Below are 16,817 nucleotides of genomic sequence, written 5' to 3'. Positions count from 1 at the left end.
ACCAGAGCGCACCCAACCAGAACAACAGAAAGAGAACACCATGGATCAGTTTGAATGTATTAACGTAGAAGAAGCCCATCAGAAGATGCACCAGAAAACCGCGGTGCTGGTGGATATCCGCGATCCGCAGAGCTTTGCGATGGGCCACACGCCGGGCGCGTTCCATCTCACCAACGACACGCTGGGCGCGTTTATGCGCGATAACGACTTCGACACGCCGGTGATGGTGATGTGCTATCACGGCAACAGCAGTAAAGGCGCGGCGCAGTATCTGCTCCAGCAGGGTTACGACGCGGTATACAGCGTCGATGGCGGCTTCGATGCATGGCATCGTCATTTCCCGGCAGAAGTTGAATACGCGTTTGAGCGCTGATCCCGCTATACTGTCCCCTTTTGTGTGGAAATAAGCGACCGCTGCCCATGTTGATGATCACCTCTTTTAGCAACCCGCGCGTCGCCCAGGCGTTTGTCGACTATATGGCGACGCAGGGCATTATCCTGACTATTCAGCAGCATACACAGACGGATGTCTGGCTGGCAGACGAAAGCCAGGCTGGGCGCGTGAACGCCGAGCTGGCGCGTTTCCTGGAAAACCCGGGCGACCCGCGTTATCTGGCAGCAAGCTGGCAATCCGGCCAGACCGACAGTGGCCTGCACTATCAACGTTTTCCGTTTCTCGCCACCCTCCGCGAGCGCGCAGGACCGTTTACGCTGCTTTTGATGGCAGCCTGCATCATCGTCTTCATTATTATGAGCGTGGTGGGCGACCAGAGCGTGATGATTGCCCTCGCATGGCCGTACGATCCCTCCCTGCAATTTGACGTCTGGCGCTACTTCACGCATGCGCTGATGCACTTCTCGGTGATGCATATCCTCTTTAACCTGCTGTGGTGGTGGTATCTCGGCGGGGCGGTGGAGAAGCGGCTCGGCAGCGGCAAGCTGATTGTGATCACCCTTATCAGCGCCCTGTTAAGCGGCTATGTGCAGCATAAATTCAGCGGTCCGTGGTTTGGCGGGTTATCCGGCGTGGTGTACGCCCTGATGGGTTACGCCTGGCTCAGAGGCGAGCGCGACCCGGAAAGCGGCATCTATTTACAACGTGGATTAATAACCTTTGCGTTAATATGGCTTATTGCCGGATGGTTTGATCTGTTTGGTATGTCTATCGCCAATGGTGCGCACGTTACCGGCCTGGCGGTCGGGCTGGCGATGGCGCTGGCCGATACGCTCCATGCGCGAAAACGAACATAATTCCCAGGGATATTTCATGAAACAAACACAACGTCATGACGCCATTATCGAACTGGTAAAAAAACAGGGATACGTCAGTACTGAAGAGCTGGTGGAGCAGTTTGCCGTCAGCCCGCAAACCATCCGTCGTGACCTCAACGACCTGGCCGATCAGAACCGTATTCTGCGTCATCACGGCGGCGCGGCGCTGCCGTCCAGCTCGGTGAACACCTCATGGCATGACCGTAAGGCGACGCAAACGGCAGAGAAAGAGCGTATCGCCCGTAAAGTGGCGAGCCAGATCCCGAACGGCGCGACGCTGTTTATTGATATCGGCACCACGCCGGAAGCGGTCGCCCATGCGCTGCTGAACCATGAGAACCTCCGCGTGGTGACCAACAACCTGAACGTGGCCAACACGTTGATGCAGAAAGACGATTTTCGCATCATCCTCGCGGGCGGCGAACTGCGCAGCCGCGACGGGGGCATTATCGGCGAAGCGACGCTCGATTTTATCTCTCAGTTCCGCCTCGACTTCGGCATTCTGGGGATCAGCGGCATCGACACCGACGGCTCGCTGCTGGAGTTTGATTACCACGAGGTGCGCACCAAGCGCGCGATTATTGAGAACTCGCGCCACGTGATGCTGGTGGTGGATCACTCGAAATTTGGCCGCAATGCGATGGTCAACATGGGCAGCATTAGCATGGTGAATGCGGTCTACACCGACGAGATGCCGCCGGCGGGCGTGTTGCAGGTGATTAAGGATAACAATTTGCAGCTGGAGTTGTGCTAGCGGTGGTGTCGGGTGGCGCTGCGCTTACCCGACCTACAAATTGTTCTCCCTCTCCCTGTGGGAGAGGGCCGGGGTGAGGGCATCAGGCCGCACAAAACTAAACTCCGTATCCCATCATCTTCAACAACTGCTGCGCATGCTGCACCGCGTCCTGACGGTGCGCCACGCCCAGCTTCTGATACAGATTGCGAATGTGCGTTTTGATGGTGGTTGCCGCCACCGCCAGCTCACCGGCTATCTGCTCGTTGCTGTAGCCTGAATAGATCAGCCCCAGCACCTGCCATTCACGCTGTGTGAGCGGGCTGGTGCGGATAAGCTCCGGTACTTCCGGATGGTTCAGCAGACGTTCAACAAAGTTCTCATCGAAGTGCGCAAACTTGTGGCGATGGTGCTGGTTGATCTCGCGCAGAATGCGCTGGGCGCGATGCTGATCGAGTTCCGGCAGCGTGTTGAGCTGAATCAGCTGGCGCAACTGCTGGGCCATCACTTCACCCTCAATCACAAAGTGGCTGATAAACCCGGTGCGGTTCGCCAGCTGCAACGCTTCCAGCAGCACGCGCTGGGCATCGTTTTTACGTCCCGCCTGCCAGTAAAGCTGGTTTAACAGCAGCAGGTTGCGGTTTAAATCGCTCATCAGGCGCAGGCTACGGGCGTTTTCGTTTAACTCTTCCAGCACGATTTCGGCAGGCTCGAAGTCACCCAGCAGGATCTGCACGCGGGCAATATTGCGCCACTGGCTTTGCAGGAAGTGGTTATTGGCAAATTCTGGTTTAGGCGTGTGACGCAGCCAGTTGGCGGCGGACTTTTTATCGCCGGTCATCTGCCAGTAAATCACCCGGACCTTATCGGCGTTGGAGACCCAGTCGCTATGGTACTGTCCGTTGCCAAGCAGGTTTTCCAGGCGGTTAAGGTGGTTGCGGGCATTATCCAGGTCGCCTCGCGCCAGCGAGCACTGCACCAGCAGGGCCAGGCACTGGAGTTGCTGCTGCGGCTGGAAGCTCGAAAGCACATTCAGGCCCTGGCGGGCGCAGCTTTCTGCTTCATCCAGACGCGACCATGCCCAGAGCAGCTGAGCGCGAATACGCAACAGGAACTCGTGCATCGGCAACTGTTCCAGATGCTGTTCACGGATCAGCTGGAACGCTTTCTCCTGGTTTTCCCAGGCGGCCTGCAGGAACCCCTGAGCAAATAAAATCTCGCTTTGCTGGATCAGGCTCCAGAGGGCGTAATGCCAGACATCGTGGCGGCGGGCCATCTGTTCGGTTTGCTGCATGAGCGAAAGCGAACGCGTGAGGTCGCCCTTACAGTGCAGCACTTCGCCGTGTACCGAGGTGGCCACAATACGGCTGTAGAAATTCGCCAGCGGCAGCTCATCCAGCGCGACCATCGCCAGCCGTTCGGCTTCTTCCGGGTCGCCGTCGTTAATCGCCACCTGCGCACGCAGGGCGTTAAATTCGCCGTGCAGGGTGGCATCCATCTCGCTTTCCATCTCCTGCTCGGCGCGCGCCAGCAGGGTGTTCACTTCGCTGTAGCGATGCTGGCTCTGCATCAGCCAGGCCTGGAGCAGCACCAGACGCGGATTCTCCAGCAGGCTCTCCCACGGCAGCGCTTTTAACGACTCTTCCAGCAGCGTAAGTTCGCTGTGGTTGAACAGTCCCCACGCGTGGTTGAGCAGAATATCGCGCAGCATACCGGCATCTCCGGCGGCCAGCGCATGGTGGATAGCCTCGCTCGGGAAACCTTGCGCCATCCAGCTTTCGGCGGCGGCGCGGTGAATTTCTGGCAGCTCTGCGGCCATCTCCCACTGGCAACGCTGGCGCAGGAAGCTGCCAAACAGCGGATGGTAGCTAAACCATTCGCCGGGATCGTCCATTCGCGTCAGGAACAAACCCTGACGTTCAATCTCTTCGAGCTGAAGCTGCCCGTTTTCAATACCGGTGACGCGCACAATCAGCGCATCGTTCATCGAACGTAGCAGGGAGCTTTTCAGCAGGAAATGGCGGGTAGTGAGGTCTACGCTGTTGAGTACCTCATCCACCAGATAATCCGACAGGTGGCTGGCGTTGATGCCCGCCAGGCGGCGCGCGGACTGGTGCGTTGGGCTATTGTTTTGCCGCGCGGAAAGGGCAATCAGCTGAAGCGCCGTGGCCCAGCCTGCAACGTCATCACACAGGCGGCTGCTTTCCGACGCCTCAATCGGAGAAGTCAGACGGCAGTCAAAGAACTGTTTCGCTTCCTGATGGGTAAAGGCCAGCTGCTGACTGCCAATTTCCAGTAGCTGATCGCGCACCCGCAGGTTGGCAATGCCCAGCTGCGGAAGGTTGCGCGACAGGACGACCAGCGTCAGGTTTTCCGGCTGATGGCGCAGGAAGAACCGCATCGACTCGTGAATAACCGGGTTGGTGATCAGATGATAATCATCAATCACCACATACAGCGGGCGATGCCATTCGGCCAGTTCGATAAACAGCTGGGAGAACAGAGAGGACAGGCTGGCGTACTGGCGCTTTTGCACCATCACCTCGCTGGTGACGCAGTGTCCGTTGGTTGCCTGCTGAATCGCGGCAATTAAATAGCTGGCAAAACGCTCCTGCTGGTTATCACCTTCATCCAGGGAGTACCAGCCAAGATCGCTTTTACCTGCCGCCCATTGCGAAATGAGCGTTGTTTTTCCATAACCCGCAGGACTCGTAACCAGCGCCAGTCGGAAATTATGCGCACCGGAAAGTTTAGCCAGCAGGCGCTCGCGGACCACAGTATGGTCAAGACGAACCGGGCGACTTAATTTGGACGGAATCAACATAGTTTTCACTTCACTGTGGGGAACGAGAGAATTTATTTTTTTGCGCTTCGTAATTAATATCTATAAGTTCGGCCAATAGAGGAACTATTGCAAGTTATGTCTGGGTTTGGAGGCTCTGAATTTGCACTCTGTCACAAAACATTCTCATCATTGGTGGAACTTTTCATAAATGGCTGGATGCCGCACTGTTACTGGCTTGACTGCATGGCGCGCGGTTGCGCTGAAACTGGTTTCAGAAAGAGATAATGACGGTGAAGTTAATTAACTTTGGGGAAAGTTGCTCTGGCTTAATAGTGTTGCTGGAAAGCCGCTGTACGTGAGAAATATTATTCTACGTAAGTAATCATTTCAGCGATGATTAATTTCCTCCGAAACTGCATTTCATTTCTTTGACGCTCTTCCGGGATCGCTTTTTCAGCGAAGTGCACACTTACACAGTGGCCTCGATCACACTTTTATGCTCATCCCCGCTACTCCTCCCTGCCTAATCCCCGACAGGAGGAGGAAGAGGCGCAATGAGCCAGGCACACTAGCGCCAAATGTGTTTTCTCTCTACAGGATGCCGATTCCCTATGTCACAGCCTACTTTCAACAAAGCTCAATTCCAGGCTGCCCTGACGCGTCAGTGGCAGCGTTTTGGCCTTCATGCTGCAAACGAGATGACGCCTCACCAGTGGTGGCAGGCGGTGAGCGGGGCGCTCGCAGAGCAGCTGGACGCTCAGCCCGCGACGAAGCATGTGAAAGGCCAGCGTCACGTCAACTACATTTCGATGGAGTTCCTGATTGGCCGTCTGACGGGTAACAATCTGCTGAACCTTGGCTGGTATCAGGACGTCGGCGATGTGCTGAAAGAACACGACATCAACCTGACCGATCTGCTGGAAGAAGAGATTGATCCGGCGCTGGGTAACGGCGGTCTGGGACGTCTGGCAGCCTGCTTCCTGGATTCCATGGCAACCGTGGGCCAGTCGGCCATTGGCTATGGTCTGAACTACCAGTACGGTCTGTTCCGCCAGTCGTTCGCTGACGGCCACCAGATGGAAGCGCCGGACGACTGGCATCGTAATACTTACCCGTGGTTCCGCCACAACGCACAGCTGGATGTGCAGGTCGGGATTGGCGGGAAAGTCACGAAGCAGGGGCTCTGGGAACCAGCGTTCACCATTACCGGTGAAGCCTGGGATCTGCCGGTGCTCGGCTACCGTAACGGCGTGGCGCAGCCGCTGCGTCTGTGGCAGGCGAAGCACGCGCATCCATTTAACCTGACTAAATTCAATGACGGTGATTTCCTGCGCGCCGAGCAGCAGGGGATCGACGCCGAGAAGCTGACCAAAGTGCTCTACCCGAACGACAACCATCTGGCGGGTAAAAAGCTGCGCCTGATGCAGCAATACTTCCAGTGCGCCTGTTCCGTCGCGGACATTCTGCGCCGCCACCACCTGGCAGGCCGCAAGCTGGCGCAGCTGCCGGACTTCGAAGTTATTCAGCTCAACGACACGCACCCAACCATTGCCATCCCGGAACTTCTGCGCGTGCTGATCGACGAGCATCAGCTGAGCTGGGACGACGCCTGGGCCATCACCAGCCGCACCTTCGCCTACACCAACCACACCCTGATGCCGGAAGCGCTGGAGTGCTGGGATGAGAAGCTGGTGAAAACGCTGCTGCCGCGCCATATGCAGATCATCAATAAGATTAACGACCAGTTCAAAACGCTGGTGGAGAAAACCTGGCCGGGCGACAAAGCCGTCTGGGCGAAGCTGGCCGTGGTACACAACAAACAGGTGCGCATGGCAAACATGTGCGTGGTAAGCGGCTTTGCGGTGAACGGCGTGGCCGCGCTGCACTCGGATCTGGTGGTGAAAGATCTCTTCCCGGAATACCACCAGCTGTGGCCGACCAAATTCCACAACGTGACCAACGGCATTACGCCGCGTCGCTGGATCAAACAGTGCAACCCGCTGCTGGCCGGCCTGCTGGACAAGACCCTGAAGAAAGAGTGGGCCAACGATCTGGACCAGCTCATCAACCTGGAAAAATACGCTGACGACGCGAAGTTCCGCGAGCAGTACCGCGCCATTAAGCTGGAGAACAAGGTACGTCTGGCCGAGTTCGTGAAAATGCGTACCGGAATTGAAATTAACCCAAATGCGATTTTCGATATCCAGATCAAACGCCTGCACGAGTACAAACGTCAGCATCTGAACCTGCTGCACATTCTGGCGCTGTACAAAGAGATCCGCGAGAACCCTCAGGCCGACCGCGTCCCGCGCGTGTTCCTGTTCGGTGCGAAAGCGGCGCCGGGCTACTACCTGGCGAAAAACATTATCCTTGCCATTAATAAAGTGGCGGCGGCGATCAACAACGATCCGAAAGTGGGCGACAAGCTGAAGGTGGTGTTCCTGCCGGACTACTGCGTCTCTGCGGCTGAAATGCTGATCCCGGCGGCGGATATTTCCGAGCAGATCTCTACCGCCGGTAAAGAAGCGTCCGGCACCGGCAACATGAAGCTGGCCCTGAACGGCGCGCTGACCGTCGGCACGCTGGACGGTGCGAACGTTGAAATCGCCGAGAAGGTCGGTGAAGAGAACATCTTTATCTTCGGCCATACTGTTGAAGAAGTGAAAGCCATCAAAGCCAAAGGGTATGACCCGGTGAAATGGCGTAAAAAAGACAAAGTGCTGGATGCGGTGTTGAAAGAGCTGGAAAGCGGGAAGTACAGCGATGGCGACAAGCACGCGTTTGACCAGATGCTGCACAGCATGGACAAACAGGGCGGCGACCCGTACCTGGTAATGGCGGACTTTACCGCTTACGTTGAAGCGCAGAAGCAGGTCGACGTGCTGTACCGTGACCAGGATGCCTGGACTCGCGCATGTATCCTGAACACCGCGCGCTGCGGTATGTTCAGCTCTGACCGCTCAATCCGTGATTATCAGGCTCGTATCTGGCAGGCAAAACGCTAAGGAAGCGCGATGGAGAGTAAACGTCTGGACAGTGCCGCGCAGGCGGCGGGAATTAGCCTCAGTTACATCAATGCGCACGGCAAACCACAGTCTATTGGTGCGGACACCAAAAGACGTTTGCTGGATGCCATGCACAAAACCGACGCGAAAGCGTCGGGAGCGCCGGTGCCGAACGTGAAGGTCTTTACCGCGGGCAAAAAGATGCCGCTGGCGGTGGAAGGTCGCGGCGAGTTCAGCTGGCTGCTCACCACCGAAGAGGGGCATCAGCATAAAGGCCATGCCACCGGCGGCAAAACCCTCACCCTTCCGGCGAAGCTGCCGGAGGGCTATCACAGCCTGACGCTCACCCAGAATGACAGCCGCTTCCACTGTCGGGTGATCGTCGCGCCGAAGCGCTGCTATGAGCCGCAGGCGCTACTCGAAGGCAAAAAGCTGTGGGGCGCCTGTGTGCAGCTTTACACCTTGCGTTCAGACAGCAACTGGGGCATTGGCGATTTTGGCGACCTGAAAAAGATGCTGGCATCTGTTGGTGAGCGCGGCGGGGCATTTATCGGCCTCAACCCGATCCACGCCCTCTATCCGGCGAATCCGGAAAGCGCCAGCCCGTACAGCCCGTCTTCCCGCCGCTGGCTGAACGTGATCTACATCGACGTTAACGCGTTAGACGATTTCAAAAACAGCAAAGAGGCGCAGGCGTGGTGGAAGCTTGAGACCACCCAACAGCTGCTGAAACAGGCCCGCGATGCGGACTGGGTCGATTATGCCTCCGTGACCGCGCTGAAAATGGCGGCGCTGCGTCTGGCCTGGAAGGGCTTTGCGAAGCGTGACGACGAGCAGATGGCAGCCTTCCGCCAGTTTGTGATGCAGGAAGGCGAGAGCCTTTACTGGCAGGCGGCGTTTGATGCGCTGCATGCGTATCAGGTCCAGGAGGATGAGATGCGCTGGGGCTGGCCGGTGTGGCCGGAAGCGTATCAGTCCGTGGATACCCCGGAAGTGAAGGCGTTTTGTGAGACGCATGCCGACGAGGTGGACTTCTATCTCTGGTTGCAGTGGCTGGCGTACAGCCAGTTTGCTGCCTGCTGGCAGGTGAGTCAGGGCTATAACATGCCGATCGGTCTGTATCGCGATCTGGCCGTCGGCGTGGCGGAAGGCGGGGCGGAGACCTGGTGTGACCGTGAACTTTACTGTCTGAAAGCCTCCGTCGGTGCGCCGCCGGATATTCTGGGCCCGCTTGGTCAGAACTGGGGCTTGCCGCCGATGGATCCGCACGTGATGGCGGCGCGTGCCTACGAGCCGTTTATCGATCTGCTGCGCGCTAACATGCAGAACTGCGGCGCGTTGCGTATCGACCATGTGATGTCCGTGCTGCGTCTGTGGTGGATCCCGTACGGTGAAACGGCCGATCACGGGGCGTACGTGCAGTATCCGGTGGACGATCTGCTCTCAATCCTCGCGCTGGAGAGTAAACGTCATCAGTGCATGGTGATTGGCGAAGATCTCGGTACCGTGCCGGTTGAGATTGTCAGCAAGCTCCGCGACAGCGGGGTTTACTCCTACAAAGTGCTCTATTTTGAAAACGACCATGAGAAAACCTTCCGCGCGCCGAAAGCGTACCCTGAACAGTCAATGGCAGTCGCGACGACGCATGATCTTCCTACGCTCAGAGGCTACTGGGAAAGCGGCGACCTGACGCTCGGCAAAACGCTGGGTCTCTACCCGGATGAAGAGGTTCTGCGTGGGTTGTATCGGGATCGCGAGCTGGCGAAACAGGGGCTGCTGGATGCGCTGCATAAGCATGGCTGTCTGCCAAAGCGCGCCGGGCATAAGGCGTCGCTGATGTCGATGACGCCAACGCTTAACCGGGGCTTACAGCGCTATATTGCCGACAGCAACAGCGCGTTGCTCGGTCTGCAACCGGAAGACTGGATTGATATGGCGGAGCCGGTAAACATTCCCGGCACCAGCTATCAGTACAAAAACTGGCGTCGCAAGCTGTCCACTACGCTTGAAGCGATGTTCGCCGATGACGGGGTGAACAGGCTGATTAAGGATTTGGATAAACGGCGAAAAGCAGCCGCGAAGAAATGATAAAAAACCCGCCAGTGGCGGGTTTTTTATTATCAGGTCGTGCTCATGTAGGTCGGGTAAGGCGTAGCCGCCACCCGACTTAGGGCATCAGACCACCATATTCAACAGCAGCACCCCGACCAGGCCACACACCGAAATAATGGTTTCCAGCGCGGACCAGGACTTGATGGTTTCACCGATGGTCAGGTTGAAGTACTCCTTGAACAGCCAGAAGCCCGGATCGTTCACGTGGGAGAAAATCACGCTACCGGAACCGACCGCGATAACCATCAGCTCAGGGCTTACGCCCGTGGTCGCAATCAGCGGCGCAACGATACCACCCGCGGTAATCGCCGCAACGGTTGCAGAGCCCAGCGCGATACGCAGCACCGCGGCAATAGACCATGCCATCAGGAGCGGCGATACGTTGGTTTCATGCATCATGGCAGCAATGTATTTATCCACGCCGCTGTCGACCAGCACCTGCTTAAACGCGCCGCCACCGCCGATGATCAGCAGCATCATGGCAATGATTTTGATGGAAGAGGTCAGCGTGTCGTTGATCTGATCCATGGAACGACCACGGTTAAGACCGAAGGTGAACATGGCGATCAGGACCGCAATCAGCGTTGCCATCACCGGGTCGCCCAGGAACTCCGCAACGGACAGGAACGCGTGACCTTTCGGCAGAACCATCTCTGCTACGGCACGCATTGCCATCAGGATCACCGGTACCAGAGAGGTCCAGACGCTGACGCCAAAGCCAGGCATCTCTGCATCTGTGAAGGTTTTGGCGCTGTACAGGCCTTCCGGGATGGGCTTATCAATGCCTTTCAGGAAGCGCGCATAAACAGGACCGGCCAGGATAACCGTTGGGATCGCCAGAATCGTACCGAACAGCAGGGTTTTACCCATGTCGGCGTGGAAGATGGTGGCGATAGCCGTTGGACCCGGATGCGGCGGCAGGAAGCCGTGGGTGACGGACAGCGCCGCAGCCATCGGTACGCCTACGAACAGCAGCGGGATGTTGGCGGCAGCGGCGATGGTGAACACCAGCGGCAGCATCAGGACGAAGCCCACTTCATAGAACAGTGCGAAACCGACGGTAAAACCGGTTAACACCACCGCCCACTGGATGTGCTGCTTGCCAAATTTATCGATAAGGGTAGTGGCAATACGCTGCGCGCCACCGCAGTCCGCGAGCATTTTACCGAGCATGGCGCCGAAGCCCATGATCAGCGCCAGGCTGCCGAGCGTACCGCCGACACCGGCTTTAATGGAGCTGATAACTTTAACCAGCGGCATTCCCTGCATCAGACCGACTGCAAGTGCCACCAGAACCAGAGCGATAAATCCGTTCATTTTGAAGCGGATCATCAAGAGCAGTAATAACACAACACCGATAGCGACGATGACTAATGGCATGATTGACCTGGCCTTTGAATTGTTATGGGTAACGTCATTGTTTCAACGACAAATTCCGGTTGTCCCAACTGGGAACAGAGTATTAACGGCACTCATACTGATGCCTGCGAAAACGATAAGTTTAGTCGGCTGTTATAAGGGTGTTGAGTGCCCATGGGAATGATACGGGTAACATGGCGTGATTGAGAATCACCCAGGGAGGCAAAATTTGAATTATGAGACGCAGGTCAACATATAGAGGGGGAGGCAAGAAAAAGCAGGCCCGGTAAGCGCAGCGCCACCGGGCAATACAGACGGGCACTGAATTAGTAGTAAGAGTGCTCGCCGCGCTGGTGTTCGGTCAGATCGCGCACGCCTTTCAGTTCCGGGAATTCGTTCAGCAGCTGCTTCTCGATCCCTTCTTTCAGGGTTACATCGACCATGGAGCAGCCGTTACAGCCGCCGCCGAATTGCAGGATCGCCAGACCATCTTCGGTGATTTCCATCAGGGAAACACGTCCACCGTGCCCGGCCAGCTGCGGGTTGATCTGCGATTGCAGCAGATATTCCACACGCTCCATCAGCGGGGCATCGTCAGAGACTTTACGCATCTTCGCGTTTGGCGCCTTCAGCGTCAGCTGAGAACCCAGCTGGTCGGTGACGAAATCAATCTCCGCATCTTCAAGATACGGCGCGCTCAGCTCGTCAACGTACGCGGTGAGCTGTTCAAATTTAAGGGCAGTGTCAGTTGCTTCCACAGCATCCGGAGGACAATAAGAGACACCACATTCTGCATTCGGAGTGCCTGGATTGATCACAAACACGCGGATCTGCGTCCCTTCTTCCTGATTTGCCAGCAGTTTGGCAAAGTGCGCTTGTGCAGAATCGGAAATACGGATCATAGCTTTGGCCTAATAGTTGACTAAATTACCTGGGTATAATCATACGCCCATTGAAGAAGGGCTACAAGGTACGGCACAGACACCATACCTGAACTGACGCGGCGCCGCTTTGCAAAAGCAGTCGGGAAAGTTCAGCCACGGTACTGCCCGTGGTGACGACATCATCCACAATCGCGATATGGAGACCGTTGACCGGCAATTCAAGGCGGAAGGCGTTTTTCAGGTTTCTTTTGCGCGACCGGGCGTTGAGCCGGTGCTGAACGGCAGTGGCATGAATACGTTTCAGCGCAGAGGCGGGGTACCGGCAACCCAGCCAGCGGGCGAGCGGACGGCACAGCAGGTCGCTCTGATTGTATCCCCGCCGCCAGTGCCGACGCTGAAAGAGTGGCACGTTCACGAGCGTGTCGACCGACGGTAGCCCGCGCGTTCTTCGCGCCTGCAATACCGCCAGTAATAACAGGCGTGCCAGTGGCTGCGCCAGCGCGAACTGGCTGGAAAACTTAAACTGATGAACCAGACGACTCAGCGGCAAAACGTAATCATCCACCGCCACCAGCGCGCTCCACGGCGGCGCTTTTTTCAGGCATCGACCACAGGGGAGCGTCTGGCTTACGGCAGGCAAGCCGCATTGTGGACAGCCCTTCAGGTAACCCAGCGCTCCCGTGCAAACGGAACAGACGCCCCACGCGCTCAGCGCAAGTGGCATTCGGCATAGCCAGCACAAGCCGGGCACTGTTAGCATACGCAACCTCCATGTGAAAAAAGAGAACGTTAACTGATGAAGACGCTGTGGTGGCAGACCGTTGGGACGGGAAATTGTCATCTTGTGCTGCTGCACGGATGGGGACTGAACGCCGAAGTGTGGCGTTGCATAAGTGAGGAACTGGCCTCGCAATTTACGGTACACCTGGTGGATCTGCCGGGGTATGGCCGTAGCCACGGCTACGGCGCGATGACGCTCGAGGACATGGCGGAGCAGGTTCTGGAAGCGGCGCCGCAAAAAGCCGTCTGGCTCGGCTGGAGCCTGGGCGGGCTGGTGGCAAGCCAGATTACGCTGCGCCATCCTGAGCGGGTGCAGGCGCTGATCACCGTTGCCTCATCACCCTGTTTCAGCGCCCGCGAGGCGTGGCCGGGCATCAAACCTGAGGTGCTGGCCGGGTTCCAGCACCAGTTGAGCGAAGATTTCCAGCGGACGGTGGAGCGTTTCCTGGCGTTGCAGACGATGGGAACAGAAACCGCCCGTCAGGACGCGCGGATGCTGAAGCAGACGGTGCTTTCCCTGCCGATGCCGGAGGTTGAGGTGCTGAACGGTGGACTGGAGATCCTGAAAACGGCCGATCTGCGTGAGCCGCTGGCGTCACTGACCGTGCCGCATCTGCGTATTTATGGCTATCTGGATGGGCTGGTCCCGCGCAAGGTGGTTCCGCTGCTGGATGCGCTGTGGCCGGAGAGTGAATCAATGGTGGTTGCCAAAGCGGCACATGCGCCGTTCATCTCTCATCCTGCTGAGTTTTGTTCGGCGCTGTCCAATTTTATCAGCGAAGCGTCCACCACTCCCTGAGGCAGGCTTTACCTTCCGGACAACTTTTACAACTGCCGGACAGACAACTGTCCGGCTCTTCCTGAATTCGCACGGCTTTCCCCATCGCCTCCAGCCTTTCCAGCATGGCATCGATCATCGGCTGCGGCGTATGCAGGCTGAGGCTGAGCTGCTTCGCCTCCATTCGTCCCTGTAACGCCAGTAGGTCACGGACCTGAATCAACGATGCCATCTTTTTTCCCCTCAGTGACAGTCGCCCGCAGGGCTACTACAGCAGGTCGTTGGGGTTTTGCGCGTTGCCAGCAGGTTAACGTCAACGCGGCTACGCGCCCGGCGCAGCAGGCCAATCACCATCACGTTAAACAGGATCACCGCGAGGATACAGACCAGGCTGTAGCGCGGGTGCTGGCTGTAATTGACGGTTTGATAAAACACGGTCGCCAGCGAGTAGGCAATGTTCAGCCCCCACAGAATGGAGAAGCCCATCCAGCCGCGGCTGGACTCACGGGCAATGGCGCCCATGACCGAGATGCACGGAATGTAGAGCAGGACGAAGATCAGGTAGCTGTAGGCCGCCGACGCGCTGCCAAATTTCTGGCCCATCACGCCCATTGCTCCGGTCGCCATTACGCCGTCGCCTTTGCTGGCTTCAATCGGGTTCGCCAGTACGCTCAGGCTGAAGGTGTCTTTCAGGCTCTGCCAGGTCTCTTCTACTGCACCCAGAAGTTCGTCACCGAGGCTGAACTCAGCTGGGTTGAACTCCTCTTCCTGGATGTTTTCCGCGGTGTAGAGCGTGTTCAGGGTGCCGACAACCACCTCTTTTGCCATCGCGCCAGTGAACAGGCCCACGGTTGCCTGCCAGTTGTCTTCCTGTACGCCAATCGGTTTGAAGACCGGCGTAATGATCCGGCTGACGGAGGCAAGGGCAGAGTCATTAATGTTGTCCGCTGCCTGGCCGCTCAGGGTGAAGCTGTTCAGGGCGCTCAGGAAAATGCTGACCACTACAATCACCTTACCGGCGCGCAGAACAAAGCCCTTCAGGCGCTGCCAGGTTTGAATAATCAGGCTTTTCAGATGCGGAACGTGATAAACCGGCAGTTCCATCACGAACGGCGACGCTTCGCCACGCATGATGGTGTGCTTCAGCATCAGGCCGGTGAGAATAGCCATCACGATACCCAGCACATACAGGGAGAAGACGGCAAGCGCCCCTTCCTGACCAAAGAACGCCGCGGCAAAGACCGCGAAGATCGCCAGACGTGCGCCGCAGGACATGAACGGCGCCATCATGATGGTCATCAGGCGTTCGCGCGGTGCGTCCAGCGTACGCGCGCCCATGACTGACGGCACGTTACAGCCAAAACCGACAATCAGCGGCACGAAGGATTTCCCCGGCAGCCCCAGCGCCTGCATCAGGCGGTCCATTACGAAGGCGGCGCGTGCCATGTAACCGGAATCTTCAAGGAAGGAGAGGAACAGGTACATCATGCCGATCTGCGGTACCAGCGGCAGGACGGTGTTGATCCCGCCGCCGATCCCCTGCGCAAGGAAGATGGTCAACCATTCCGGGAAGTGGAGGGTGTAGCCCAGCCACTGAATACCGTGCACGAAGATAGCGACAGAGCCGCCATCAAAGATGGGTTGTAATGCACCGCCGATGTTTATAGCGAGCAGGAACATTACGTACATCACCAGTAAAAAGATTGGCAAACCGAGGAAGCGGTTGAGCACAATCTTATCCACGGCGGCGGTGAAGCGGCTGGGTTCAGCGGTTAATGCATTACTGACCACGTCACAGATAGCGGCGATGGCCTGATAGCGCGCATCCGCAATATGCAGGGCCGGGTCGTCGAGCTCGTCGCTCAGGCGAGCCTGTGCAACGCTCAGTTTATCCGCCGCATCGCCTGCGTAGGCGCGGCTGTAGATATCGCCTTCCAGCATTTGCAGGCCAAGCCACAGGCGCTGTCTGGCGGGCATGGCGTTGTCCATCTCCTGCGCCAGCTGCCCGGCCTCGCGCAGCAGCGGCTGGGCGTAGTGCACCAGTTCGACGTCGGCATTGCCCGTGTGGCGGTCAATTGCCAGCTTCAGGGCGTCAATGCCGCGCGCGCGGGTAGAAACCAGCGGAACCACCGGGCAGCCCAGACGGGCGGAGAGGGCGTCGACGTCGATGCGCAGCTTTTGCTTCTCGGCGATGTCGAGCATGTTAAGCGCTACGATGCAGGGGATCCCCAGCTCCAGCAGCTGTAGCGTGAGGTACAGATTTCGTTCGAGATTGGAGGCATCCACCACATTGATGAGCAGATCCGCGTCGCCGCTCAGAATATAGTGGCAGGCAATTTGCTCATCGAGAGAGGTCTGAGATGAAATTGTGGTGAGTGAATAGGTCCCCGGTAAATCAACCAGCGTGACCTGATTATCTGTCGTTGTGAACTGGCCTTCTTTGCGTTCAACCGTTACGCCTGCCCAATTTCCCACACGCTGGCGTGCGCCGGTTAACTGATTAAATAAGGTTGTCTTGCCGGAATTAGGATTGCCAATTAAGCCAATAGTTAATTTTTTCATTGTTTTAGACTCACTGAAACCGCTGGCTTGTTAACGGGATAAAGATTCAACTTCAATTAATGCGAGGTCTTTTTTACGCAGAACCAGATTAACGCGTCGGGTTTCGATATGAACAGGATCACCCAACGGCGCCACGCGCACCACCTGGAATGATGAGCCGGGTAGCATGCCCAGTGACAGTAGCTTCTGCCGATAGGCCGGGCTTATCTCACGGGTAAAACCGATAATTTTCCACGCACTTTCTGGAGTGAATTGCATAGCGCCTGATTCCACGAGAGGTTAAATAATCAACACTGCGATGATAATGAGAATAGTTTTTATCAGCAATAATAAAAATGTGACGGGATGTTGTTAATCGTATTAATTTGCGGTCTGCTTGACCTTGCTCAATATTTGCGGGAATACCCGGGAAGGAATAAAAAGCGTATTTGTTAATGGAGTGATAAATAGCGGTTTAAATATGGATATGCAATCGGTTTCATATTTTACGATATAATTTTTCCCCTCACCCCGGCCCTCTCCCCAAAGGGGCGAGGTGTTCAAGTTC

The 16,817-nt window shown here is 56.9% G+C and carries 13 protein-coding genes; 6 read left to right on the top strand and 7 right to left on the bottom strand.

Annotated features, from left to right (window positions below; genetic code table 11):
• Positions 1-40 precede the first annotated feature (40 nt).
• Genes glpE through L3069_RS21035 form a run of 3 tightly spaced genes read left to right on the top strand, consistent with a single transcriptional unit; the run spans position 41 to position 2,026 of the window.
• On the top strand, positions 41-373 hold the full coding sequence (gene glpE / locus L3069_RS21045; RefSeq protein WP_022649643.1) for a thiosulfate sulfurtransferase GlpE: 333 nt from the start codon (positions 41-43) through the stop codon (positions 371-373).
• Between the two features lie 47 nt (positions 374-420).
• Complete coding sequence (gene glpG / locus L3069_RS21040) at positions 421-1,251, top strand: rhomboid family intramembrane serine protease GlpG (protein WP_022649642.1); 831 nt, start codon at positions 421-423, stop codon at positions 1,249-1,251.
• Positions 1,252-1,267: 16 nt separating this feature from the next.
• Positions 1,268-2,026: a DeoR/GlpR family transcriptional regulator gene (locus L3069_RS21035; RefSeq protein ID WP_022649641.1), complete on the top strand. Its 759-nt coding sequence runs from the start codon at positions 1,268-1,270 to the stop codon at positions 2,024-2,026.
• A 97-nt stretch (positions 2,027-2,123) separates the two neighbouring features.
• On the opposite strand, the gene malT is transcribed toward L3069_RS21035, so the two are convergent.
• Positions 2,124-4,829 (bottom strand): HTH-type transcriptional regulator MalT, encoded by a 2,706-nt coding sequence (malT, locus tag L3069_RS21030; protein ID WP_022649640.1) that lies wholly within the window; start codon positions 4,827-4,829, stop codon positions 2,124-2,126.
• 572 nt (positions 4,830-5,401) lie between these two features.
• On the opposite strand from malT, the gene malP reads away from it, so the two are divergent.
• Together malP and malQ are read left to right on the top strand one after the other, a co-directional pair.
• Positions 5,402-7,795 (top strand): maltodextrin phosphorylase, encoded by a 2,394-nt coding sequence (gene malP, locus L3069_RS21025; RefSeq protein ID WP_038416856.1) that lies wholly within the window; start codon positions 5,402-5,404, stop codon positions 7,793-7,795.
• Between the two features lie 9 nt (positions 7,796-7,804).
• Positions 7,805-9,883 carry a 4-alpha-glucanotransferase gene (gene malQ / locus L3069_RS21020; RefSeq protein ID WP_038416854.1) on the top strand — a complete coding sequence of 693 codons (2,079 nt, stop codon included), beginning with the start codon at positions 7,805-7,807 and terminating at the stop codon, positions 9,881-9,883.
• A gap of 87 nt (positions 9,884-9,970) precedes the next feature.
• Here malQ and gntT read toward each other — a convergent pair whose 3' ends face one another.
• From gntT to gntX, 3 genes are all read right to left on the bottom strand, one after another.
• Positions 9,971-11,287 (bottom strand): gluconate transporter, encoded by a 1,317-nt coding sequence (gntT, locus tag L3069_RS21015; RefSeq protein WP_022649637.1) that lies wholly within the window; start codon positions 11,285-11,287, stop codon positions 9,971-9,973.
• Positions 11,288-11,592: 305 nt separating this feature from the next.
• Complete coding sequence (gene nfuA, locus L3069_RS21010) at positions 11,593-12,168, bottom strand: Fe-S biogenesis protein NfuA (RefSeq protein ID WP_003861601.1); 576 nt, start codon at positions 12,166-12,168, stop codon at positions 11,593-11,595.
• 61 nt (positions 12,169-12,229) lie between these two features.
• The gene (gene gntX, locus L3069_RS21005) at positions 12,230-12,910 is read right to left on the bottom strand and encodes a DNA utilization protein GntX (protein ID WP_023298787.1); all 681 of its coding nucleotides are present in this window, start codon (positions 12,908-12,910) and stop codon (positions 12,230-12,232) included.
• Positions 12,911-12,946: 36 nt separating this feature from the next.
• On the opposite strand from gntX, the gene bioH reads away from it, so the two are divergent.
• Positions 12,947-13,729, top strand: a complete 783-nt coding sequence (bioH, locus tag L3069_RS21000) for a pimeloyl-ACP methyl ester esterase BioH (protein ID WP_038416853.1) — start codon at positions 12,947-12,949, stop codon at positions 13,727-13,729.
• Here bioH and feoC read toward each other — a convergent pair.
• From feoC to feoA, 3 genes are read right to left on the bottom strand one after another with little or no spacing between them, the layout of a single operon-like run.
• A complete protein-coding gene (gene feoC / locus L3069_RS20995; protein ID WP_015571443.1) occupies positions 13,704-13,940 on the bottom strand; it encodes a [Fe-S]-dependent transcriptional repressor FeoC in 237 nt (78 codons plus the stop codon). The genes bioH and feoC overlap by 26 nt on opposite strands.
• An 11-nt stretch (positions 13,941-13,951) precedes the next feature.
• Positions 13,952-16,270, bottom strand: coding sequence for a Fe(2+) transporter permease subunit FeoB (feoB, locus tag L3069_RS20990; RefSeq protein WP_022649634.1), 2,319 nt, complete (start codon positions 16,268-16,270; stop codon positions 13,952-13,954).
• Between the two features lie 30 nt (positions 16,271-16,300).
• Positions 16,301-16,528: a ferrous iron transporter A gene (feoA, locus tag L3069_RS20985; protein ID WP_022649633.1), complete on the bottom strand. Its 228-nt coding sequence runs from the start codon at positions 16,526-16,528 to the stop codon at positions 16,301-16,303.
• Positions 16,529-16,817: the final 289 nt, after the last annotated feature.

The organism is Enterobacter cloacae complex sp. ECL411 (assembly GCF_021869665.1).
Lineage (GTDB): Bacteria > Pseudomonadota > Gammaproteobacteria > Enterobacterales > Enterobacteriaceae > Enterobacter > Enterobacter intestinihominis.
Note: the sequence above shows the minus strand (reverse complement) of the source record. Positions and strands in the feature narration are given on the sequence as shown.

Excerpts from the sequence above, each read along its gene's own strand:
- feoC (WP_015571443.1), bottom strand. The coding sequence starts at position 13,940 with ATGGCATCGTTGATTCAGGTCCGTGACCTACTGGCGTTACAGGGACGA.
- malQ (WP_038416854.1), top strand. The coding sequence starts at position 7,805 with ATGGAGAGTAAACGTCTGGACAGTGCCGCGCAGGCGGCGGGAATTAGC.
- gntT (WP_022649637.1), bottom strand. The coding sequence starts at position 11,287 with ATGCCATTAGTCATCGTCGCTATCGGTGTTGTGTTATTACTGCTCTTG.
- glpE (WP_022649643.1), top strand. The coding sequence starts at position 41 with ATGGATCAGTTTGAATGTATTAACGTAGAAGAAGCCCATCAGAAGATG.
- feoA (WP_022649633.1), bottom strand. The coding sequence starts at position 16,528 with ATGCAATTCACTCCAGAAAGTGCGTGGAAAATTATCGGTTTTACCCGT.
- nfuA (WP_003861601.1), bottom strand. The coding sequence starts at position 12,168 with ATGATCCGTATTTCCGATTCTGCACAAGCGCACTTTGCCAAACTGCTG.
- bioH (WP_038416853.1), top strand. The coding sequence starts at position 12,947 with ATGAAGACGCTGTGGTGGCAGACCGTTGGGACGGGAAATTGTCATCTT.
- malP (WP_038416856.1), top strand. The coding sequence starts at position 5,402 with ATGTCACAGCCTACTTTCAACAAAGCTCAATTCCAGGCTGCCCTGACG.
- gntX (WP_023298787.1), bottom strand. The coding sequence starts at position 12,910 with ATGCTAACAGTGCCCGGCTTGTGCTGGCTATGCCGAATGCCACTTGCG.
- L3069_RS21035 (WP_022649641.1), top strand. The coding sequence starts at position 1,268 with ATGAAACAAACACAACGTCATGACGCCATTATCGAACTGGTAAAAAAA.
- malT (WP_022649640.1), bottom strand. The coding sequence starts at position 4,829 with ATGTTGATTCCGTCCAAATTAAGTCGCCCGGTTCGTCTTGACCATACT.
- glpG (WP_022649642.1), top strand. The coding sequence starts at position 421 with ATGTTGATGATCACCTCTTTTAGCAACCCGCGCGTCGCCCAGGCGTTT.
- feoB (WP_022649634.1), bottom strand. The coding sequence starts at position 16,270 with ATGAAAAAATTAACTATTGGCTTAATTGGCAATCCTAATTCCGGCAAG.